This is a genomic window from Micromonospora sp. WMMB235 (genome assembly GCF_001855515.1).
Classification (GTDB): Bacteria; Actinomycetota; Actinomycetes; order Mycobacteriales; family Micromonosporaceae; genus Micromonospora; species Micromonospora aurantiaca.
In genome coordinates this window covers 3,817,099-3,835,983 of the sequence record NZ_MDRX01000001.1, presented here as the reverse complement: position 1 = coordinate 3,835,983, position 18,885 = coordinate 3,817,099, and the positions used below count along the sequence as shown (strand labels likewise).

The 18,885-nt window shown below is 72.8% G+C and carries 23 protein-coding genes; 16 read left to right on the top strand and 7 right to left on the bottom strand.

Going from position 1 to position 18,885, the window contains the following annotated elements; all coding sequences use genetic code 11:
• Positions 1–21 precede the first annotated feature (21 nt).
• From BFV98_RS16460 to BFV98_RS16425, 8 genes are all read left to right on the top strand, one after another.
• On the top strand, positions 22–1,002 hold the full coding sequence (locus BFV98_RS16460) for a hypothetical protein (protein ID WP_071096989.1): 981 nt from the start codon (positions 22–24) through the stop codon (positions 1,000–1,002).
• 17 nt (positions 1,003–1,019) lie between these two features.
• Positions 1,020–3,275, top strand: a complete 2,256-nt coding sequence (locus BFV98_RS16455) for a cation-translocating P-type ATPase (RefSeq protein ID WP_013283783.1) — start codon at positions 1,020–1,022, stop codon at positions 3,273–3,275.
• 67 nt (positions 3,276–3,342) lie between these two features.
• Complete coding sequence (locus BFV98_RS16450) at positions 3,343–3,516, top strand: CsbD family protein (protein ID WP_013283784.1); 174 nt, start codon at positions 3,343–3,345, stop codon at positions 3,514–3,516.
• Positions 3,517–3,691: 175 nt separating this feature from the next.
• Entirely contained in the window at positions 3,692–4,108 is a 417-nt protein-coding gene (locus BFV98_RS16445; RefSeq protein WP_013283785.1) for a YbaB/EbfC family nucleoid-associated protein, read from the top strand.
• A complete protein-coding gene (locus BFV98_RS16440; protein ID WP_013473788.1) occupies positions 4,108–4,431 on the top strand; it encodes a hypothetical protein in 324 nt (107 codons plus the stop codon). The genes BFV98_RS16445 and BFV98_RS16440 overlap by 1 nt, the downstream gene beginning before the upstream one ends.
• A gap of 2 nt (positions 4,432–4,433) precedes the next feature.
• Positions 4,434–4,928 carry a hypothetical protein gene (locus BFV98_RS16435; RefSeq protein WP_013283787.1) on the top strand — a complete coding sequence of 165 codons (495 nt, stop codon included), beginning with the start codon at positions 4,434–4,436 and terminating at the stop codon, positions 4,926–4,928.
• Between the two features lie 36 nt (positions 4,929–4,964).
• On the top strand, positions 4,965–5,444 hold the full coding sequence (locus BFV98_RS16430) for an EndoU domain-containing protein (protein ID WP_071096987.1): 480 nt from the start codon (positions 4,965–4,967) through the stop codon (positions 5,442–5,444).
• A 15-nt stretch (positions 5,445–5,459) separates the two neighbouring features.
• A complete protein-coding gene (locus BFV98_RS16425; RefSeq protein WP_013283789.1) occupies positions 5,460–5,903 on the top strand; it encodes a hypothetical protein in 444 nt (147 codons plus the stop codon).
• Positions 5,904–5,913: 10 nt separating this feature from the next.
• Here the strand turns inward: BFV98_RS16425 and BFV98_RS16420 are convergent, their stop codons facing one another.
• The 3 genes from BFV98_RS16420 to BFV98_RS16410 all read right to left on the bottom strand — a co-directional run bounded on the left by BFV98_RS16420 (position 5,914) and on the right by BFV98_RS16410 (position 8,824).
• Complete coding sequence (locus tag BFV98_RS16420; protein WP_013283790.1) at positions 5,914–7,173, bottom strand: RNA polymerase sigma factor; 1,260 nt, start codon at positions 7,171–7,173, stop codon at positions 5,914–5,916.
• Positions 7,170–7,532: a YciI family protein gene (locus tag BFV98_RS16415; RefSeq protein ID WP_232236732.1), complete on the bottom strand. Its 363-nt coding sequence runs from the start codon at positions 7,530–7,532 to the stop codon at positions 7,170–7,172. Before BFV98_RS16415 ends, BFV98_RS16420 begins: the two co-directional genes overlap by 4 nt.
• A 101-nt stretch (positions 7,533–7,633) precedes the next feature.
• A complete protein-coding gene (locus BFV98_RS16410) occupies positions 7,634–8,824 on the bottom strand; it encodes a DUF2786 domain-containing protein (protein ID WP_071096985.1) in 1,191 nt (396 codons plus the stop codon).
• A 139-nt stretch (positions 8,825–8,963) separates the two neighbouring features.
• Between BFV98_RS16410 and BFV98_RS16405 the strand changes: the two genes are divergently transcribed.
• Positions 8,964–9,797: a DUF3152 domain-containing protein gene (locus BFV98_RS16405; protein WP_071096983.1), complete on the top strand. Its 834-nt coding sequence runs from the start codon at positions 8,964–8,966 to the stop codon at positions 9,795–9,797.
• A gap of 20 nt (positions 9,798–9,817) precedes the next feature.
• Here BFV98_RS16405 and BFV98_RS16400 read toward each other — a convergent pair whose 3' ends face one another.
• Entirely contained in the window at positions 9,818–10,243 is a 426-nt protein-coding gene (locus BFV98_RS16400; RefSeq protein ID WP_013283794.1) for an ATP-binding protein, read from the bottom strand.
• A 38-nt stretch (positions 10,244–10,281) separates the two neighbouring features.
• Positions 10,282–11,037: a cyclopropane-fatty-acyl-phospholipid synthase family protein gene (locus tag BFV98_RS16395; RefSeq protein ID WP_071096982.1), complete on the bottom strand. Its 756-nt coding sequence runs from the start codon at positions 11,035–11,037 to the stop codon at positions 10,282–10,284.
• An 84-nt stretch (positions 11,038–11,121) separates the two neighbouring features.
• On the opposite strand from BFV98_RS16395, the gene BFV98_RS16390 reads away from it, so the two are divergent.
• Positions 11,122–11,340 carry a hypothetical protein gene (locus BFV98_RS16390; RefSeq protein WP_013283796.1) on the top strand — a complete coding sequence of 73 codons (219 nt, stop codon included), beginning with the start codon at positions 11,122–11,124 and terminating at the stop codon, positions 11,338–11,340.
• A gap of 8 nt (positions 11,341–11,348) precedes the next feature.
• Here the strand turns inward: BFV98_RS16390 and BFV98_RS16385 are convergent, their stop codons facing one another.
• Positions 11,349–12,059 carry a GAF and ANTAR domain-containing protein gene (locus BFV98_RS16385; RefSeq protein ID WP_013283797.1) on the bottom strand — a complete coding sequence of 237 codons (711 nt, stop codon included), beginning with the start codon at positions 12,057–12,059 and terminating at the stop codon, positions 11,349–11,351.
• Positions 12,060–12,238: 179 nt separating this feature from the next.
• Positions 12,239–12,688, bottom strand: a complete 450-nt coding sequence (locus BFV98_RS16380) for an STAS domain-containing protein (protein ID WP_071096980.1) — start codon at positions 12,686–12,688, stop codon at positions 12,239–12,241.
• 196 nt (positions 12,689–12,884) lie between these two features.
• Here BFV98_RS16380 and BFV98_RS16375 point away from each other — a divergent pair, with 196 nt between their 5' ends.
• The 6 genes from BFV98_RS16375 to BFV98_RS16350 all read left to right on the top strand — a co-directional run bounded on the left by BFV98_RS16375 (position 12,885) and on the right by BFV98_RS16350 (position 18,871).
• Entirely contained in the window at positions 12,885–13,589 is a 705-nt protein-coding gene (locus BFV98_RS16375; RefSeq protein WP_071096978.1) for a GAF and ANTAR domain-containing protein, read from the top strand.
• A 22-nt stretch (positions 13,590–13,611) separates the two neighbouring features.
• Positions 13,612–13,869, top strand: a complete 258-nt coding sequence (locus BFV98_RS16370; protein ID WP_071096976.1) for a hypothetical protein — start codon at positions 13,612–13,614, stop codon at positions 13,867–13,869.
• A gap of 184 nt (positions 13,870–14,053) precedes the next feature.
• A complete protein-coding gene (gene kdpF / locus BFV98_RS16365) occupies positions 14,054–14,143 on the top strand; it encodes a K(+)-transporting ATPase subunit F (protein WP_036311210.1) in 90 nt (29 codons plus the stop codon).
• A complete protein-coding gene (kdpA, locus tag BFV98_RS16360) occupies positions 14,143–15,798 on the top strand; it encodes a potassium-transporting ATPase subunit KdpA (RefSeq protein ID WP_071096974.1) in 1,656 nt (551 codons plus the stop codon). Before kdpF ends, kdpA begins: the two co-directional genes overlap by 1 nt.
• Positions 15,799–15,818: 20 nt before the next feature.
• Positions 15,819–17,990, top strand: a complete 2,172-nt coding sequence (gene kdpB / locus BFV98_RS16355; protein ID WP_071096971.1) for a potassium-transporting ATPase subunit KdpB — start codon at positions 15,819–15,821, stop codon at positions 17,988–17,990.
• The gene (locus BFV98_RS16350; protein ID WP_071096969.1) at positions 17,990–18,871 is read left to right on the top strand and encodes a potassium-transporting ATPase subunit C; all 882 of its coding nucleotides are present in this window, start codon (positions 17,990–17,992) and stop codon (positions 18,869–18,871) included. Before kdpB ends, BFV98_RS16350 begins: the two co-directional genes overlap by 1 nt.
• Positions 18,872–18,885 lie beyond the last annotated feature (14 nt).

Sequence of the window (18,885 nt, the reverse complement as noted above, 5' to 3'; positions counted from 1 at the left end):
CGCGACAACCGAGGAGACACCATGAACACGGCGACGAAGCTCAGCGGCTTCGCGCTCGGCCTCGTGGCGGTGTTCGGCGCGGCGTACGGGATCGGCAACCTGACCGATCCCGTCGCCCCGGCCGCCGAGACCCGACACGACGACACCGACAGCGACCACGGGGCCGGCGACACCGGCCACGGTGACGAGAGCCAGGCGGGCGGCGCCTCCGCGCACCTGCCCGGCGGGCTGCTCGTCTCCGAGCGCGGCTACACGTTCCAGCCCGCCGGCGCCCCGGCCGGGCAGTTCGCCTTCCGGATCACCGGCCCGGACGGCGCCCCGGTCACCCGCTTCGAGGTGGCCCACGACAAGCGCATGCACCTGATCGTCGCCCGCCGGGACCTGTCCGGGTTCCGGCACGTCCATCCGGAGATGGCCGGCGACGGCACCTGGCGGGTCGCCTCACCGCTCGGCGGCCCCGGCGTCTGGCGGGCGTTCGCCGACTTCACCCCCGAAGGCGGCGAGCCGCTGACCCTCGGCCTGGACGTCACGGTCCCCGGCGAGCTGACCGCCCGGCCGCTGCCGGCGCCGGCGACCAGCACCACCGTCGACGGCTACACGGTCACCCTGACCGGCACGCCGGAGCCGGGCCGCACCAGCCGGCTCACGCTCTCCGTCAGCCGTGACGGGCGGCCGGTCACCGACCTCGCGCCCTACCTCGGCGCGTACGGGCACCTGGTGGCGCTGCGGCAGGGCGACCTGGCGTACCTGCACGTGCACCCGGAGGGCACGCCCGGCGACGGGCGCACACCGGCCGGGCCGGCGATCACGTTCGCCGCCGAGGTTCCCTCGGCCGGGGCGTACCGTCTCTACCTGGACTTCCGGCACGGCGACGCGGTGCACACCGCCGAGTTCACCGTCCTGGCCGGCGACCGGACCGCGCCGGTGCCCACCGCGCCGGCACCCACCACCGCACCGACCCCGGACGCCGGACACGGCACCCCGGGTCACGGGCACAGTTGAGCGCCGGAGGTGCCGCGATGACTGCCACGGGAAAGGCGCTGCCCACCGCGCCGAACCTGATCGAACTGGCGATCGGCGGGATGACCTGCGCGTCCTGCGCCGCCCGGATCGAGAAGAAGCTCAACCGGATGGACGGCGTCGAGGCGACGGTGAACTACGCCACCGAGAAGGCCACCGTCCGGTACGCCGACGACATCGCGCCGGCCGACCTGATCGCCACCGTCGAGAAGACCGGCTACACCGCTGTGGTGCCGCCGCCGCCCGAGCAGGCGGAGGCGGCAGCGGCCGGGGAGCCGGTGGACGAACTGCGCACCGCGCGTACCCGGCTCTGGGTCTCCGCCGTGCTCACCCTGCCGGTGATCGTGCTCGCCATGGTTCCGGCCTGGCAGTTCGACTACTGGCAGTGGGCCTCGCTCACCCTGGCCGCCCCGGTGGTGGTCTGGGGCGGGCTGCCGTTCCACCGCGCCGCGCTGATCAACCTGCGGCACGGCGCGGCGACCATGGACACGCTCGTCTCGCTCGGCACGCTGGCCGCGTTCGGCTGGTCGCTCTGGGCGCTGTTCCTCGGCGACGCCGGCATGCCCGGGATGAAGCACCCGTTCAGCCTCGACATCACCCGCGGCGACGGTGCCGGCAACATCTACCTGGAGGCCGCCGCCGGGGTGACCGTGTTCATCCTGGCCGGGCGGTACTTCGAGGCGCGCTCCAAGCGCACCGCCGGGTCGGCGCTGCGCGCCCTGCTCGAACTCGGCGCCAAGGACGTGGCGGTGCTGCGCGACGGGCAGGAGACCCGGATCCCGGTCGGCCGGCTCGCGGTCGGGGACCGGTTCGTGGTCCGGCCCGGCGAGAAGATCGCCACGGACGGTGTGGTCGAGGAGGGTACGTCCGCAGTCGACGCCAGCATGCTCACCGGCGAGTCGGTGCCGGTCGAGGTGGGCCAGGGCGACGCCGTGGTCGGTGCCACGGTGAACGCGGGCGGCCGGCTGGTGGTCCGTGCCACCCGGGTCGGCGGGGACACCCAGCTCGCCCAGATGGCGCGACTCGTGGAGCAGGCACAGACCGGCAAGGCGGCGGTGCAGCGGCTCGCCGACCGGATCTCCGGCGTCTTCGTGCCGATCGTGATCGCGCTGGCCGCCGGCACGCTCGGCTGGTGGCTCGGCACCGGCTCCGGGCCGACCGCCGCGTTCACCGCCGCGGTGGCCGTCCTGATCATCGCCTGCCCGTGCGCGCTCGGCCTGGCCACCCCGACCGCGCTGCTCGTCGGCACCGGGCGCGGCGCGCAGCTCGGCGTGCTGATCAAGGGGCCGGAGGTGCTGGAGTCCACCCGCCGGGTCGACACAGTGGTGCTGGACAAGACCGGCACCGTCACCACCGGCCGGATGGCGCTGGCCGAGGTGCTGCCCGCCGACGGCGAGGACGCCGACGAACTGCTCCGGGTGGCCGGCGCGCTGGAGGCCGCCTCCGAGCACCCGATCGCGCGGGCCGTCGCCGAGGCCGCGGCCGAGGCCGGACCGCTGCCTCCGGTCGGCGAGTTCGCCAACGCCGAAGGGCTGGGCGTGACCGGCACCGTCGACGGCCGGACCGTGGTGGTCGGCCGGGCCCGGCTGCTGCGGGAGCGGGGTCTCGACGTACCCGAGGAGGTCGAGCGGGCCGCGACCGGCGCGGAGGCCGCCGGGCGGACGGCGATCCTGGCCGGCTGGGACGGGCGGGCCCGGGGCGTGCTCGCGGTGGCCGACGCGGTGAAGCCGACCAGCCGGGCTGCTGTCGCGCGGCTGCGTGAGCTGGGCCTGAAGCCGGTGCTGCTCACCGGCGACAACACCACTGTGGCGAAGGCGGTGGCGGCCGAGGTCGGCATCGACGAGGTGATCGCGGAGGTGCTGCCCGCCGACAAGGTCGACGTGGTCGAGCGGCTCCAGCGGGAGGGCCGCGTGGTCGCCATGGTCGGCGACGGGGTGAACGACGCCGCCGCGCTGGCCCGGGCCGATCTCGGGCTGGCCATGGGCACCGGCACGGACGCGGCCATCGAGGCGGCCGACCTGACGCTGGTCCGGGGCGACCTGATGGCCGCCGCGGACGCCATCCGGCTCTCCCGGCGGACGCTGGCGATCATCAAGGGCAACCTGTTCTGGGCGTTCGCCTACAACGTCGCGGCGCTGCCGCTGGCGGCGGCCGGACTGCTCAACCCGATGCTCGCCGGGGCGGCCATGGCGTTCTCGTCGGTGTTCGTGGTGGGCAACAGCCTGCGGCTGCGGAGCTTCCGCCCGATCGGGTGAGGGGATTGAGCCGACGGCCGACGGGGTAACCAGTTGTCGTCAGGCAACCGCATCAGTGGAGGTCATCATGGGTCTGGACGACAAGATCGACAACGCTTCCCAGGACACCGCGGGCAAGGTCAAGGAGGGCGTCGGCCGGGCGACCGACAACGAGCGCCTCGAGGCCGAGGGCCGCAACGACCAGGCGGGCGCCAAGCTCAAGCAGGCCGGCGAGAAGATCAAGGACGCCTTCAAGAGCTGAGTACGCGACGCACACACGCCACCGGGTCGGCCCACGGGCCGGCCCGGAGTGCTGTGTACGGACGGTGACGATCCCGAGTGGCGGATGCCACCGTCCACATCGATCCGGCGGGACCACCGGGATCGGCTCCGGTGCATAGGATGCGAGGCGACCTCGAATGCGGAGGAGCTCCTCGATGGCCGATCCCGCCGACCCGTCCGGCTTCGGCCGGGTGCTGTCCGAAACCATGGCCGCGCTCCAGCGGCAGACCGATGCGGGCGAGCAGGTGGCACCGCCGGAAGGCGTCGGTGAGGCCGCAGACGGCCTGATCCGGGTCACCGCCGGCCCACCCGGACAGGTCACCGGGCTGACGCTCGACCCCCGTGTGATGCGGATGGCCAGCGAGGCCCTCGCCGAGGAGATCGAAGCTGCGGTCAACGCCGCGCTCGCCGACCTGCGGGAGCAGGCCGCCACCGCCCCCGGCGAGGTCGACCTGGGCTCGCTCGGTGAGCAACTGCGCCGCATCCAGGCCGACGCGGGGCGCCAGTTCAGCATGTTCACCGACGCTCTGATGCAGGCCCAGGACCGGCTCGCCCGCCAGGACGGGCGCTGATGCCGGTCGAGGTCGATCCGGAGCGGCTGGGTGCCTCCGGGTCGGCGCTGGACGGCGTCGCCACCCGGTTCGGTGCGGCGTTGACCGCCTTCCGGGCCGAGCTGGCCGGCTTCGGCCGTCCCTGGGGGGCCGACGACATCGGCTCACTGATCGGCGCCGCCCACGACGAGGTCTCCGCGTTCGCGTTCGAGTGCTTCGACAGCGCGCTCGACGAGATCGCCGCCGCCGGCGCCGACCTCGGCAGGATGGCCGTCCGCTACGCCGAGACCGAGGCGGCCATCACCCGCAACCTCGACGGCCTGCGGCGGAAGCTGGGAGGCTGAGCATGGGCATGGAGCTACCCGGCGAGCTGCGGTCGCTGCTCGGCGTCCTCGGCTACACCTGGCCCGAGGCGGACGAGACCAAACTCTTCGAGATGGGCAACGCCTGGATCGGGTTCTCCGGCACCCTCTCCGGCGTGGTCACCGAGGCGAACACCGGCGCCGCGACGGTCTGGACCCAGCACACCGGTCAGGACATCACCGCGTTCCAGAGCTGGTGGAACAAGGAGGACAGCCCGGCCGACAGCCTGCGCGACGGTGTCACCGCCGCCGTCCTGACCGGGACCGGCCTGATCATCTGCGGCGCGATCGTGCTCGCCCTCAAGGTCGCCGTCATCGTGCAACTGGTCGTCCTGGCCATCCAGATCGCCCAGGCGATCGCCACCGCGGCTGTCACCTTCGGTGCCTCGCTGCTGGAGATCCCGATCTTCCATGCGCTGGCCCGGACCATCGTCGGCAACCTCGTCCAGGAAGCCCTCTGGAAACTCGTCGACGGGTGAGGTGACATGGGCGGGGGTAGAGCAGGCGGCCGGTTGATGCGCGCCGCCTTGCGCTTTCTCAAGCGGACGAAGACGCGTAACCGGCCCGACCGGATGAACCCGCACTTCACCGAGCACGTGATGGGCGGCCACGTGAAGCCGGGCATGCCCAAGGGGTCGGGCTACCACTACCGGCCCGGCGGTGAGGACTTCCCCGGTCGCCGGCTTCAGCCCGGCAGTGTCGTCAAGGATCCCAAGACCGGGGCCTACACCGCCAAACCGGAGTTCTTCGATCCGACGCTGAACCCGCCGCACGGGGCCTGGAAGCCGAAGAAGGGCAACGGCGGGGAAAGCTCGTTCTTCCCCGACGACTGGACGCCGGCCCAGGTCGACAACGCCATCACCGGCGCCTTCCAGAATGTGAAGCCGGTGCCCGGCACCAGCATGTGGCGTGGCACTCACAAGGGCCTGGTGATCGAGGGTTTCTACAATGGCTCGGGCGGCTTCACCCACGGATGGCCGGTCGTCATCCCATGATCCAGAGGACTTCCGTTGGCGTTCATCAGTTTCTCCGTCGATGAGTACCGGCTCCCGCTGTTCAACGTGACCGATCAGCGCTATCGGGCTCTCGGCGCGTGGCTGATCACCGACGTCTCCGTCTCCTACTCGGCATGCCTGGACGCCCTGCAGATGATCGACGACGTGGCGAACGGCCGTCCGCTCGACGAGGGGTGGGACAGCGACAAGTACGAGGTCAGTTTCGCCCCCACCGGCGTCGAGTTCGTCAACGAGTGGGTCGCGGACGAGCGGGGCCGCTACTCGCTGGACGAGACCCGCGAGGCGGTCGAGTCCTACTGGCGGTTCCTGGCCGGCCGCCCGGAGAACCGTGAACTGATCCGCGAATACCGGCCCGACCTGCCGCGATGGCAGGCGGAACTGCTCCAGTGGGAGGAGCGGTGGGGCCGGCCGCATCCGTACCGGGGACGGTTGTTCTGATCCTCGCCGGTCAGCCCGGCCGGTCTCCGCTGTCGCCGGCCAGGCGCGCGGCGCGTACCTCCAGATAACGCCGCTCCGGCAGGCTCGTGGTGGCCCGCGCGGCGGCCAGGTACGCGGCCCGGGCCTCCGTACGGTCACCGGCCATGTCGAGCAGATGCGCGCGGACGGCGGCGAGCCGGTGGTGGCCCGCGGTCCGGTCGTCGGCGTCGAGCGTGGCCAGCAGCGACAGCCCGGCACGCGGGCCGTCCACCATGGCCACGGCGACGGCCTGGTTGAGCGTGACCATCGGGTTCGGCGCGACCCGCGCGAGCACCCGGTAGAGCGCGACGATCTGCCGCCAGTCGGTGTCCTCGGCGGCGGGCGCCTCCGCGTGGACCGCGGCGATGGCCGCCTGCACCTGGTACGGCCCCGGCGCCGACCAGGTGAGCGCCTCGGTCACCAACGCCACCCCCTCGGCGACGGCGTCCCGGTCCCATCGGCTGCGGTCCTGCTCCGCCAGCGGCACCAGCTCACCGTCCGGCCCGGTACGGGCGGCCCGGTGCGCGTCGGTGAGCAGCATCAGCGCCAGCAACCCGGCCACCTCGCCGTCGTCCGGGAGCAGCCGGCGCAGCTCCCGGGTCAGCCGGATCGCCTCTCCGGTCAGCTCGGCCCGGTGCAGCGCCTCGCCGCTGGACGCGGTGTAACCCTCGTTGAAGACCAGGTAGAGCACCCGCAGCACGGCAGCGAGCCGTTCGTCCCGGTCCGCCGGGGACGGCAGCGTGAAACGCGCGCCGGACGCCTCGATCCGCTGCTTCGCCCTGCGGATCCGCTGGCTCATCGTCGCCTCCGGCACCAGGTACGCGCGGGCGATCTCGGCGGTGCTCAACCCGCCCACGGCACGCAGCGTGAGCGCCACCTGCCCGCTGACCGGCAACGCCGGATGGCAGCAGAGGAGCAGCAGCCGCAGCGTGTCGTCCCCGCTGGGCGGATCCTCGTCGGCGGGCGGGGCGACAGTCGCGTACGCGGGCTGCCGGACCGCCACCGCCACCTCGCGTTCCCGGCGGGCGTGCTCGCTGCGCCACTCGTCGGTGAGCCGCCGGGTGGCGACTGTGACCAGCCAGGAGCGGGGACGGTCCGGCAAGCCCTGTTCCGGCCACTGCACGGCGGCGGCGAGCAGCGCCTCCTGCACGGCGTCCTCGCAGGCGTAGAACTGGCCGTGGCGGCGGACGAGCACGCCGAGGACCTGCGGCGCGAGCGTACGCAGCAGGTCCTCGACCACGGTTGCTGTCACATCTCCGTCCCGGCCTGTTCCATCACCGCGCGCACCTCCAGTACGCCGAAACCGTGCCGTACGTCAGGCCAGCGCGCGGCGATCTCGGCGGCCCGCTCCGGGGTCTCGCAGTCGACAGTCAGGTAGCCGGCGAACTGCTCCTTGCTCTCCATGAACGGCCCGTCGGTGACCTCGACGCCGCCACTGGCGGCCGGACGGGCCGTACGGGTCTGCGAGGGGTGAGCGAGCGCCTCGCCGCCGACCAGCTCGCCGGACTCGGTCAGCTCCTTCATGATCTCGTCGACCTCACCGAAGACGGCTGTGCGTTCCGCCTCGGACAGCTCCTCCACGAAGCCGGGCCGGTTCCAGATCAGCAGCATGTACTTCACGGTGCACTCCTCGGGTGCGGGCCACCGGCGGTGGCGCCTCGCAGACGGGTCGGAGCCGGTCCGCCCGATCCGACATCATCCCCCGGGAAAGGTCAGCGGCCCCCGCGCAGCGGACGGCGTGCCGGGCGGCCCGGGTCGAGCGAGGCCCGGTCGGCGGCGCTGGTGCCGGAGACCCAGCCCTGCTCGTCACGCACCTGGAGGCGGTGCCGGGTGGTGCCCGGAAAGAGCTGGTCGACGCGTTCCCGGACGGCATCCGAGCGGGCCGCGAGCACCGGCAGCAGCCGGTCGTCGTCGAGTTCCTCGGCCGCCGCCGCGCTCGCCTCCCGCAGCCGGTCGCCGATGCGCAGCGCGAACGCGTTGAGGAACGACTCGTCGTAGCCCTTGGTGCGCCGCCCGCCGGCCCTGCCGCGCTCGCCCCGGCCGCGCAGCATCGCGGCGGTGGCCTGCACGAGCAGCGAGGTGTGCAGCAGTTCGACCGCCGCCAGGTCGGCCGGGAAACCGAGCACTGTGGCGAAGCCCAGGTCGTCGGACCAGACCGACTCGCACCGGTTCGCCGCCGCCACCTCCTGGATCAGCAGTGCCTTCGCGGCCGCGTACGGGGCGTCGACGCCGATCCGCACGCCGCCCGGGCCGCCGGACCGCTCGGCCCCGGCGTCGAGCAGCGCCGCGTCGATGCTGTGCCGGGCCATCAGCTCCTGCGCCTTCGCGGTGAACGCCTCCGCCTCGGCCGGGTAGCCGGTCGACTCGGCCTTCGCCAGCAGTGCGCGTACCCGGTCGAGCATCCGGGAACCGCTCGGTGTCACGGCGGCGAGTGCGGTGCCCGCCGAGCCGGGCGGCGGCCGGAGCGCCGCGACCGGCGGAAGCCCCGCCACCAGGACGGCCGCGTCGACCGCGTCCCGCAGCGCGGTGATCCGGTCCCCGTCGGCGCGCCGGTCCAGCCAGCCCGCGTCGTCGTCCCAGCGGGCGCCCGTGTCGGTGAGCTGGTCGTCGAACCAGGCCGGTACCGGCGCGGGCAGGGTGCGCCGCTGCGCGGCCATGACGTCGCGCAGCAGCCGGGCGCCGCGCGGCGTGAGCCGCCGGGTGGCGAGCCGGTCCAGGTCGGCGGGCTGCCAGCCCCGCGGCCAGAGCCGGCCCACGTCGCGCGTGAGCCGGGCGAGCAGCGCCGCGTCCACCGCCGCGCCGTCGGCCACGACGAGCCCGTCGAGGGCTCGCTCGGCTTCGCGTACGTCGGTGCCGCGCGCGGTCGCGACGGCGGCGTCGAGCAGTCGCTCGGCTGGTGACACGGGTGGCTCTCCCTGGACTCCGACAGGCGGCAGGTCGCCCACCCCGGCACCGACGGTACCCGGCCCGCCCGTTCAACCGTCCGGGCCCGGCGTCCGTACTCCTGCCCGGAGCGGGGCGGCGCGACGGACGGAGATCGACGTGGGCGGGCACGAGCGGGGGCTGCACCGGCGGCGGAGATCGCGATCAGGGCGGTTCCTGGCGGTGGTCCTGGTCGGGGCCGCGCTCGCCGCCGGCGGGTACGCCGCGCGGCACCCGGACCTGCTGGACCGCATCGAGGTGCGGCGGACCGTGCCGGCGGCGGCACCGAGCGCGCCCCCAGCGGGCGCCCGCGCCGCGCCGACGCCGGTCCCGGCGGCCGGCCGGGTGGCCCCCGGCATCGGCTATCCGGCCCGGGGCGACGGCACCTTCCGCACCGCCGACACGGTCGGCGCGGTCGCCGGCCGCTCCGGTGAGCTGCTGCGCTATCGGGTCGCGGTGGAGGACGGCATCCGCAACGTGGACGTGGAGCGGTTCGCCCGGGACGTCGCCGCCACCCTCGCCGACCGGCGCGGCTGGACCGGCGACGGCCGGTGGCGGCTGCAACGGGTGGGCCGCGACGACCCGGCCGACTTCACAGTGCTGCTCACCACGCCTGTCACCCGGGGGCGGCTCTGCGGCGACCCGAGTGACCGCTACACGTCCTGCCGCAACGGCGACCAGGTGGTGATCAACGTGGCCCGCTGGGTGTACGGGGTGCCGCACGTGACCGACCTCTCCCGCTACCGGCAGTACCTGCTCAACCACGAGGTCGGCCACCGGCTGGGCCGCGGGCACGAGCGCTGCCCCCGGGCCGGCGGCCCGGCGCCGGTCATGGTGCAGCAGACGCTCGGCCTGCACGGCTGCACCCCGAACCCGTGGCCGCTGGTGGGCGGCGAACCGCTGGCCGGGCCGTCCGGCCAGTACGACGACCCGATCCCGGCCGGGGACCGCTGAGCGGCCGGTCGGCCGGGTCGTCACCGGGAGAACGAGGCCCAGATGTTCTTGGTCTTCTCGGTGCCGTACCAGCCGACGTCGAGCGAGACCGACTGGGCCAGGAACAGCCCTCGCCCGCCCGAGTCCATCGGGTGGATGTCGGTCAGCTCCGGCACCGAACTGACGTCGTGGTCGGCCACGTCGAGCAGGAACCGGTCGTCGGTGGCGAGCAGCGTGATGATGGTGGGCGGGCGACCGTGCCGCAGCGCGTTGCTGGCCAGCTCGGTGGCGACCAGCACGACCAGGTGCGGCACCTCGTCGAGGTCCGCACCCTGCACCAGGCCGTGCCGGTTCAGCGCGTCGCGTAGGGAGGCGCGCAGGCCGCGCAGATCCTCGGGACTGTCCAGCACCCACCGCTCCAGCTCTGAGGCCTGCGGCGGCGGCGGCGAGGTGCGCAACTGTCCCATGATCTGTCTTTACCCTGCGTAGCCGTTCGTTAAGCAGGTCAGCGCCGCAGCAGTGCGAACACGCCCCACCCCAGATACTCGCGCTGGAAACGGACGTACCGCACCGGGTCCTCGGTCAGCTCCCGCCGCAGCTCCGGGGCCAGTTCGTCGTCCGGATTGGCGTCCAGCCAGCGGCGCAGGTTCAGCCAGTGCGAGGCGGCGTACCGGTCCCAGCTGTCCTGGTCGGCGAGGACCATCTCGACCAGGTCCCAGCCGCACTCTCCGAACGACTCGACCAGGCCGGGCAGATCCTTGAACTCGTCGCGGGACCGGGCGTGCGAGCCGGTGACGGCCTCGTCGTCGGGCGGGTCACGCCGCCAGTAGGGCTCGCCGACGATCGCCATGCCGCCCGGCCGCAGCGCCCGGTCGAGCAGTTCCAGCGTCCCGGGCACCCCGCCGCCGATCCAGGTCGCGCCGACGCAGGCGGCCACGTCGACCGGCCGCTCCGGGGTGTACGCCGCGGCGTCGCCGTGCACGAAACGCACCCGGCCGGCCACGCCGAGTTCGGCGGCGCGCTGCCGGGCGGCGGCTGTGAAGGCGGTGCTGATGTCGACCCCGGTGCCGGTGATCCCGTGGTCACGGGCCCAGGTGCAGAGCAATTCGCCCTTTCCGCTGCACAGGTCGAGCAGCTCGTCGCCGGGCCGCAGCCGGATCGCCCGGCCCAGCGTGGCCAGCTTGACGTCGTCGAACGGGTTGAGGATGCGCAGCTCGCCTTCGCGAATGGTGAACTGGCGCGGCAGGTCCGGTGGGGTCATTCGTGGAGGGTGCGCCGCCCGGTCACGCGGAGCAACGGAATTCCGGTCTGGGCCGGTCCGGGTCTCCTGAGGTACGGTCACCGCATGGTGGTCGAGGAACACTGGTGGAACGGCGTCAGCAACCCTCGCGGACGGCGCGACGTCTACATCCGTACCGACGGAAGCCAGTGGCAGGTCCAGGCGCAGATCGGCGGGGCGAGCGGCCGGTCCCGGATCCAGCAGTGCCCGAGCCGCGGCTCGGCGACGATCCTGGCCGGGGCGTGGCGCGCGAGCGGTTCCGGCTGGCGCGAGATGCCGCGCTGACCTCACGCTCAGTCACGAGGCCCGTGCACCGCGCGATCGACGAGTGACTCGGCGACCTCACGCAGCTTGCGGTTGGAGTCCTGGGACACCCGGGCCAGGATGGCGAACGCCTCGTCGGCCGAGCAGCGCCGCTGCCCCATGATGATGCCCTTCGCCTGCTCGATCACGGCCCGGCTCTGCATCGCCTCCTGCATCTGCTGCGCCAGCGTCGCCGTGCTCTCGTAGAGGTGGACGTTGGCGAGCGCGATGGCGGCGTACCCGGCCAGCGTCTGCGCCAGCTCGACCTGGCGGTCCAGGACGCCGGGCGATGCGCCGTAGATGTTCAGCGCGCCGACCATCGCCTCCTGGATGGGCAGGCCGATCGACAGCGAACTGGCCGCGCCCGCCGCGTGCGCCCGGGCCGCCCACTCCGGCCAGCGGCTCTCCGCCGCCATGTCCGGCACCAGCATGGCGGTGCCGGTGGTGGCGGCGTCCAGGCACGGGCCGCGGCCCTGCGCGTACTGCCACTCGTCGAGCGTCAGCGCCAGCTCGCCGGTGTACGCGGCGGTGTGCGCCTCCGTGCCCTGCACCAGGGTGACCGACACCTCGGCGGTCCCGGGCAGGGTGTCCTTGGCGACCTGGGCGATGGTCGACAACACCACGTCGAGGTCGACTTCGTCGTACTTGATCCGGCCGAGTCTGATCAAGGCAGCGGCGAGGTCGGGGTGGGCCTGCGGCATGAGCTGTGACGTCCTTGTGCGAAGCGACGCCGTCGGCCCGGTAGGCCGGGACGGCTGGTGACGGGGATCGGCCCGTGGTGACGGACCAGCATCCCGATTCCGGCATGGATCGGGACCTGCGCCGCTTCTTGACGCTCGTTCGTGACGCCCCCGACGGGACGTCGACTACCGGGACAACTCTACGACCCGGAGCGGGTGGGTACGACGGGACGTGCCGACCCGTCGCCGACGGCTGGCAACGCGGGCCGATCGACGACCTCGAACGCGGTGAGCGTGCCGGTGACGCCGAGGACGCGCCGGACCACCGGGGAGGGCCGGTGCAGGACCAGCCGCCGCCCGTGCCGGATGAGCATCCGCTGCGCCAGCACCAGCGCGCTCGTGCCGTACGCGCCGAAGAAGCTGACCTCCGACAGGTCGATCACCACGAGCGGGGCGGACGCCGCGACGGCGGTCTCCACGAGTTCGGTGAGCAGGTGCGCGTTGCTGAGGTCCACCTCGCCGGCCACCGAGATCCATGTCATGTCCACGCCTGCGTCGCAGCTCAGCCACATGATCGGCTCGTCCCGGCGGAACGCCCCGGACGCCGTGGGGACGTCATGACAGCCGAAGACCGGCCGTTCGTCCGACATGTCACCTCCGACCTCACCGATTGAGGAAGCCCGCGGCGAGCACGCCGCGAGCAGGGAGGGCACATGTCTTGACCCGTACCCGACGATACGTCGACCGGGTGGACATCGCAGCGTGGGAGGCGTTCGGACCCGCCCGTGCCGGGTACCGTCAGCGGAACGACAGACGCCGATGACCCCGCCAGGACAGGACACGAGGATGGAATCCGCCAGCATGGAACCCGCCGACGCCCTCGCGGAGCTGAGCCGGATCCGGCTCGACGAGGTGGCGCTCGACGACGTCCTGGCACGTGTCGCCGAACTGGCGAACCGGGCGGTCCCGGGCAGCGCGCACGTGTCCGTCTCCCTGGTGCAGGCGGGCGCGAACCGGGCCATCGCCTACACCAGCGACCTGGCCCGCAGCCTCGACGAGTGGCAGTACGCGCACGACGACGGCCCCTGCCTGGACGCCTCGATGAGCGCGGTGAGCATCTGCCTGCCCGATCTGGCCGACGAGCCGCGCTGGCCGGGCTGGGCCGCACGGGCCCGGGCGGCGGGAGTCCAGAGCTCACTGTCGATCGGGTTGCCGATCCAGGAGGCGGTCACCGGGGCACTGAACATCCACGGCGGCACGCCGCGCGCGTTCGACAAGTCGTCGATCGAGCTGGCGGAGGAGTTCGCGGCGTACGCGGCGGTGGCGCTCGCCAACGCGCACCTCTACGAGAGCACCGCGACGCTGGCCCGGCAGATGCAGGAGGCGATGCGCAGCCGGGCGGTGATCGAGCAGGCCAAGGGCATCATCATGGGCCAGCGGCGCTGCTCCGCCGAGGAGGCGTTCACGCTGCTCGCCAAGCTCTCCCAGGACTCCAACCGCAAGCTGCGCGAGGTGGCCGAGGCGCTCGTCTCCCGCGCCGCCGCCCGCTGAGGACCGCGCCTCGCCGCTCGCGGTGGCGGACCTGCGCGCGGTCGCGGCGGTGGCCGCGCTGGGTGCGGCGGTCTTCGTCGGGTTCCTCGCGCACCGCTACGGCGAGCTGACCGGCCCGGGTGACGCCTGGTCCCGGGCCGTGCCGATCGAGTTCGCCGCGGTGCTCGGCGCCGGCTACCGGCACCTCCGGTCGATCGGCGTCGAGGCCCGTCCGGTGACCCGGATCACCGGTCGCGGAGGCGGCGTGAAAAGCGCGTCAAGAAACCGCGGCCGCGCGTGATGGTCGCGTCAAGACCCCTGTCCGTCCGGCGGATACGGCGCTGTGATTGCCCGGCGCGGCCGGGAAGCGGTCGCGAGGACATCTTCCGCTAGGAGAGATCAGCCGTGTCTGACGTGCTGTTCGTGTTGCTGACGGTGGGGCTGTTCGCGGCTCTCGCCCTCGTGGTGAGGGGCGTGGAGAAGCTGTGAACGCCGTCAACGCCGTCGGCCTGGTGCTGGCGATCGGCCTGGGCGTGTTCCTGGTCGCCGCCCTGCTGTTCCCGGAGCGCTTCTGATGAGCATGACGACAGCCGGCGTGCTCTTCGTCCTGTCCCTGGTGGTGGCGCTCGTCGCCGTGCACCGGCCGTTCGGCGACTACATGCACCGCGTGGTCGCCGGAACCCGGTCGTCCCGGGTCGAGCGGGGGATCTACCGCCTGGTCGGGGTCAATCCGGCCGCCGAGCAGACCTGGGGCGTGTACGCCCGCTCGGTGCTGGCCTTCTCGGCCGTCTCCCTGCTGTTCCTGTACGCGTTCCAGCGCCTGCAGAACCACCTGTGGCTGTCGCTCGGATTCGACCCGGTGGTGCCGCACGGCGCGTGGAACACCGCTGTGTCGTTCGTGACCAACACGAACTGGCAGTGGTACTCGGGTGAGTCGACGATGGGCCACCTGGTGCAGATGGCCGGCCTGGCGGTGCAGAACTTCGTCTCGGCCGCCGTCGGCATCGCCGTGGCGGTGGCGCTGGTCCGGGGCTTCGCCCGCAGCCGCACCGGCGAGCTGGGCAACTTCTGGGTCGACCTGACCCGGGTCACGCTGCGGATCCTGCTGCCGATCGCGGTGCTCGGCGCGCTCGCGCTGATGCTCGGCGGCGTGGTGCAGAACCTGTCCGGCGGCACCGACGTGACCACGCTGACCGGCGGCACCCAGACCGTCACCGGCGGGCCGGTGGCGAGCCAGGAGGTCATCAAGGAGCTGGGCACCAACGGCGGCGGCTTCTACAACGTCAACAGCGCCCACCCGTTCGAGAACCCGACCGCGTGGACGAACTGGCTGGAGATCTTCCTGATCCTGGTGATCCCGTTCAGCCTGCCCCGGGTCTTCGGCCGGATGGTGGGGCAGAAGCGGCAGGGCTACGCGATCGTCGCCGTCATGGCGATCCTGGCGCTCGCCGGCATCACCCTCACCAACGTCTTCGAGCTGACCGGCGACGGCACGGTGCCGCAGGCGGTCGGCGCGGCGCTGGAGGGCAAGGAGGTGCGCTTCGACGTGTCGAACTCGGCCACGTTCGCGGCGGCCACCACGCTCACCTCGACCGGCGCCGTCAACTCGTTCCACGACTCGTACACGGCGCTGGGCGGGATGATGACGCTCGGCAACATGATGCTCGGCGAGGTCGCCCCCGGTGGGGTCGGCGCCGGTCTGTACGGGCTGCTGATCCTCGCGGTGATCACGGTGTTCGTGGCCGGGCTGATGGTCGGGCGCACCCCGGAGTACCTGGGCAAGAAGATCGGCTCGCGCGAGATCAAGTTCGCCTCGATGTACTTCCTGATCACCCCGGCACTGGTGCTCACCGGCACCGCCGCCGCGTTCGCCACCGGCAACGACTCGACGGCGCTGAACGTCGGGCCGCACGGACTGTCCGAAGTGCTCTACGCGTTCACCTCGGCCAGCAACAACAACGGCTCCGCGTTCGCCGGCATCACCGTGAACACACAGTGGTGGAACACCGCGCTCGGGCTCTGCATGCTGCTCGGCCGGTTCCTGCCGATCATCTTCGTGCTCGCGCTGGCCGGCTCGCTGGCCCGCCAGCAACCCACACCCGCCTCCGAGGGCACCCTGCCGACCCACCGGCCGCTGTTCGTCGGCATGGTCGTCGGCGTCACAGTCGTCCTCGTCGCGCTCACCTTCCTTCCCGCACTCGCGCTCGGCCCGCTGGCCGAAGGGCTGTGACAACCATGAGAGACAAGGACATGACCGCGCCTGCTCAGACTGCCGACGCGCCGACTCCCAGCACGCCGGGCCGCCGGGACCGGGTCGGCGGCGGACTGCTCGACCCTCGCCAGTTGCTCCGGTCGTTGCCGGACGCGCTGCGCAAGCTCGACCCGCGCACCCTGTGGCACAACCCGGTGATGCTGATCGTGGAGATCGGCGCGCTGTTCACCACTGTGCTCGCGGTCGCCGACCCGTCGGTCTTCGCGGTCGCGATCACCGTCTGGCTCTGGCTGACCCTGATCTTCGCGAACCTGGCCGAGGCGGTCGCCGAGGGACGCGGCAAGGCCCAGGCCGACACGCTGCGCCGGGCCAAGCAGGACACCATCGCCACCCGCCTGGTCGGCTGGACGCCCGGTGCCGCCGCGAACGCGTACCGGGACGAGGCGGTGCCCGCCCCGCAACTGCGGCAGGGTGACGTCGTCCTGGTCGAGGCCGGGCAGGTCATCCCCGGTGACGGCGACGTGGTGGAGGGAATCGCCAGCGTCGACGAGTCGGCGATCACCGGCGAGTCCGCCCCGGTGATCCGGGAGTCCGGCGGCGACCGCAGCGCGGTCACCGGCGGCACCCGGGTCCTCTCCGACCGGATCGTCGTCCGGATCACCCAGAAGCCGGGCGAGAGCTTCATCGACCGGATGATCGCGCTGGTCGAGGGCGCCAACCGGCAGAAGACGCCGAACGAGATCGCGCTGAACATCCTGCTGGCCGCGCTGACGATCATCTTCCTGCTCGCCGTCGTCACGCTCCAGCCCATGGCGATCTTCGCCAAGGGTTACCAGGCCGCCGCGCCCGACACCGCGGCGATCACCGACTGCGGCGTCACCGGCGTCGTCCTCGTGTCCCTGCTGGTCTGTCTCATCCCGACCACCATCGGCGCGCTGCTGTCCGCGATCGGCATCGCCGGCATGGACCGGCTCGTGCAGCGCAACGTGCTGGCGATGAGCGGCCGGGCGGTCGAGGCGGCGGGCGACGTCAACACGCTGCTGCTGGACAAGACCGGCACGATCACGCTCGGCAACCGGCAGGCCGCCGAGTTCCTGCCGGTGACCGGCGTGGACGCGGCCACGCTCGCCGACGCGGCGCAGCTGTCCAGCCTGGCCGACGAGACCCCCGAGGGCCGCTCGGTGGTGGTGCTCGCGAAGAACGAGTACGGGCTGCGCGAGCGCGAGCCCGGTCTCATCCCGCACGCCACGTTCGTGCCGTTCACCGCGCAGACCCGGATGAGCGGCGTCGACCTCGACGCCGACGGGGGCGTCCGGCACGTCCGCAAGGGCGCGGCCGCCGCGGTGATGAAGTGGGTACGCGACAACGGCGGCCACCCGACCGAGCAGGTCGGTGAACTGGTCGACGGGATCAGCGGCACCGGCGGCACGCCGCTCGTGGTGGCCGAGCACGTGGCCGGGGAACCGGCCCGGGCGCTCGGCGTCATCCACCTCAAGGACGTGGTGAAGGCCGGGATGCGGGAGCGCTTCGACGAGATGCGCCGGATGGGCATCCGCACCGTGATGATCACCGGTGACAATCCGCGTACCGCGAAGGCGATCGCCGACGAGGCGGGCGTGGACGACTTCCTCGCCGAGGCCACGCCGGAGGACAAGCTCGCGCTGATCAAGAAGGAGCAGGAGGGCGGCCGGCTCGTCGCCATGACCGGCGACGGCACGAACGACGCGCCCGCGCTGGCCCAGGCGGACGTCGGCGTCGCCATGAACACCGGCACGTCGGCCGCGAAGGAGGCCGGCAACATGGTCGACCTCGACTCCGACCCGACCAAGCTGATCGAGATCGTGGAGATCGGCAAGCGATTGCTGATCACCCGGGGTGCGCTGACGACGTTCAGCATCGCCAACGACATCGCGAAGTACTTCGCGATCATCCCGGCCATGTTCGCCGGCATCTACCCGTCGCTGGACCGGCTCAACATCATGCGCCTGGCCAGCCCAGAGTCGGCGATCCTCTCCGCCGTCGTCTTCAACGCGATGGTCATCGTGGCGTTGATCCCGCTGGCCCTGCGCGGCGTGCGCTATCGCCCGGCCAGCGCCTCGACGCTGCTGCGCCGCAACCTGTGGCTCTACGGCCTCGGCGGCATCGTGGTGCCGTTCGTCGGCATCAAGCTCATCGACCTGCTCGTCCAGTTCGTCCCGGGGATCTCGTGATGCGCCTTCCCAGTTGGCTCTCCCAGCACCTGGCCGCCCTGCGCGCGGTGCTCGTCTTCACCGTGCTGCTCGGCCTGGTCTACCCGCTCGCCCTGGTCGCCGTCGGCCGGCTCCCAGGCCTCGACGGCAAGGCCGACGGTTCACTGCTCACCGTCGGCGGCCGGACCGTCGGCAGCTCGCTGATCGGCCAGTCGTTCACCGACGCGGACGGCAACCCGATCCCGCGCTACTTCCAGTCCCGCCCGTCGGCCGCGGGGGACGGCTACGACCCGACCGCCACCGCGGCGGGCAACCTCGGCCCGGAGAGCGTGGTGGACACGCTCACCGGCGATGAGGAGACCTCCGCGCAGAGCCTGCTCACCCAGGTCTGCGCCCGCAGCAAGGCGGTCGCGGAACTGGACGGCGTGGACGGGCGGCGCCCGTATTGCACGCCGGACGGGGTGGGCGCGGTGCTCGCCGTGTTCCGCGCCGACGGCCTCACCGGCCCGATCACCCGCGTGGTCAGCGTCAACCAGGCCGCGCCCGCGACGCCGTTCGTCACCATCTGGCAGGGCGTGCCGGTGGAGGCGGCGCAGCCCGGCCACGACTACGTGGCCGAGGGCGGCATCGTCACCCCGGTACGCGGGGACGCCCCGGCGCGCCCGGCCGTACCGGCCGACGCGGTCACCGCCAGCGGCAGCGGCCTCGACCCGCACATCTCCCCGGCGTACGCCCGGATCCAGGTGGCCCGGGTGGCGCGGGAGCGCGGCGCGGACCCGGCGGCGGTACGGCGGCTGGTCGCCGAGCACACCACCGGCCGGGCGCTGGGCTTCATGGGCGAGCCCGGTGTGAACGTGCTGGAACTCAACCTGGCGCTGGACGAGGCGTTCCCGGCGCGCTGACGGAAGTGTTAAGA

Excerpts from the sequence above, each read along its gene's own strand:
- BFV98_RS16460 (WP_071096989.1), top strand. The coding sequence starts at position 22 with ATGAACACGGCGACGAAGCTCAGCGGCTTCGCGCTCGGCCTCGTGGCG.
- BFV98_RS16455 (WP_013283783.1), top strand. The coding sequence starts at position 1,020 with ATGACTGCCACGGGAAAGGCGCTGCCCACCGCGCCGAACCTGATCGAA.
- BFV98_RS16450 (WP_013283784.1), top strand. The coding sequence starts at position 3,343 with ATGGGTCTGGACGACAAGATCGACAACGCTTCCCAGGACACCGCGGGC.
- BFV98_RS16445 (WP_013283785.1), top strand. The coding sequence starts at position 3,692 with ATGGCCGATCCCGCCGACCCGTCCGGCTTCGGCCGGGTGCTGTCCGAA.
- BFV98_RS16440 (WP_013473788.1), top strand. The coding sequence starts at position 4,108 with ATGCCGGTCGAGGTCGATCCGGAGCGGCTGGGTGCCTCCGGGTCGGCG.
- BFV98_RS16435 (WP_013283787.1), top strand. The coding sequence starts at position 4,434 with ATGGGCATGGAGCTACCCGGCGAGCTGCGGTCGCTGCTCGGCGTCCTC.
- BFV98_RS16430 (WP_071096987.1), top strand. The coding sequence starts at position 4,965 with ATGCGCGCCGCCTTGCGCTTTCTCAAGCGGACGAAGACGCGTAACCGG.
- BFV98_RS16415 (WP_232236732.1), bottom strand. The coding sequence starts at position 7,532 with ATGCTGCTGATCTGGAACCGGCCCGGCTTCGTGGAGGAGCTGTCCGAG.
- BFV98_RS16400 (WP_013283794.1), bottom strand. The coding sequence starts at position 10,243 with ATGGGACAGTTGCGCACCTCGCCGCCGCCGCCGCAGGCCTCAGAGCTG.
- BFV98_RS16395 (WP_071096982.1), bottom strand. The coding sequence starts at position 11,037 with ATGACCCCACCGGACCTGCCGCGCCAGTTCACCATTCGCGAAGGCGAG.
- BFV98_RS16390 (WP_013283796.1), top strand. The coding sequence starts at position 11,122 with ATGGTGGTCGAGGAACACTGGTGGAACGGCGTCAGCAACCCTCGCGGA.
- BFV98_RS16385 (WP_013283797.1), bottom strand. The coding sequence starts at position 12,059 with ATGCCGCAGGCCCACCCCGACCTCGCCGCTGCCTTGATCAGACTCGGC.
- BFV98_RS16380 (WP_071096980.1), bottom strand. The coding sequence starts at position 12,688 with ATGTCGGACGAACGGCCGGTCTTCGGCTGTCATGACGTCCCCACGGCG.
- BFV98_RS16375 (WP_071096978.1), top strand. The coding sequence starts at position 12,885 with ATGGAATCCGCCAGCATGGAACCCGCCGACGCCCTCGCGGAGCTGAGC.
- kdpA (WP_071096974.1), top strand. The coding sequence starts at position 14,143 with ATGAGCATGACGACAGCCGGCGTGCTCTTCGTCCTGTCCCTGGTGGTG.
- kdpB (WP_071096971.1), top strand. The coding sequence starts at position 15,819 with ATGACCGCGCCTGCTCAGACTGCCGACGCGCCGACTCCCAGCACGCCG.
- BFV98_RS16350 (WP_071096969.1), top strand. The coding sequence starts at position 17,990 with ATGCGCCTTCCCAGTTGGCTCTCCCAGCACCTGGCCGCCCTGCGCGCG.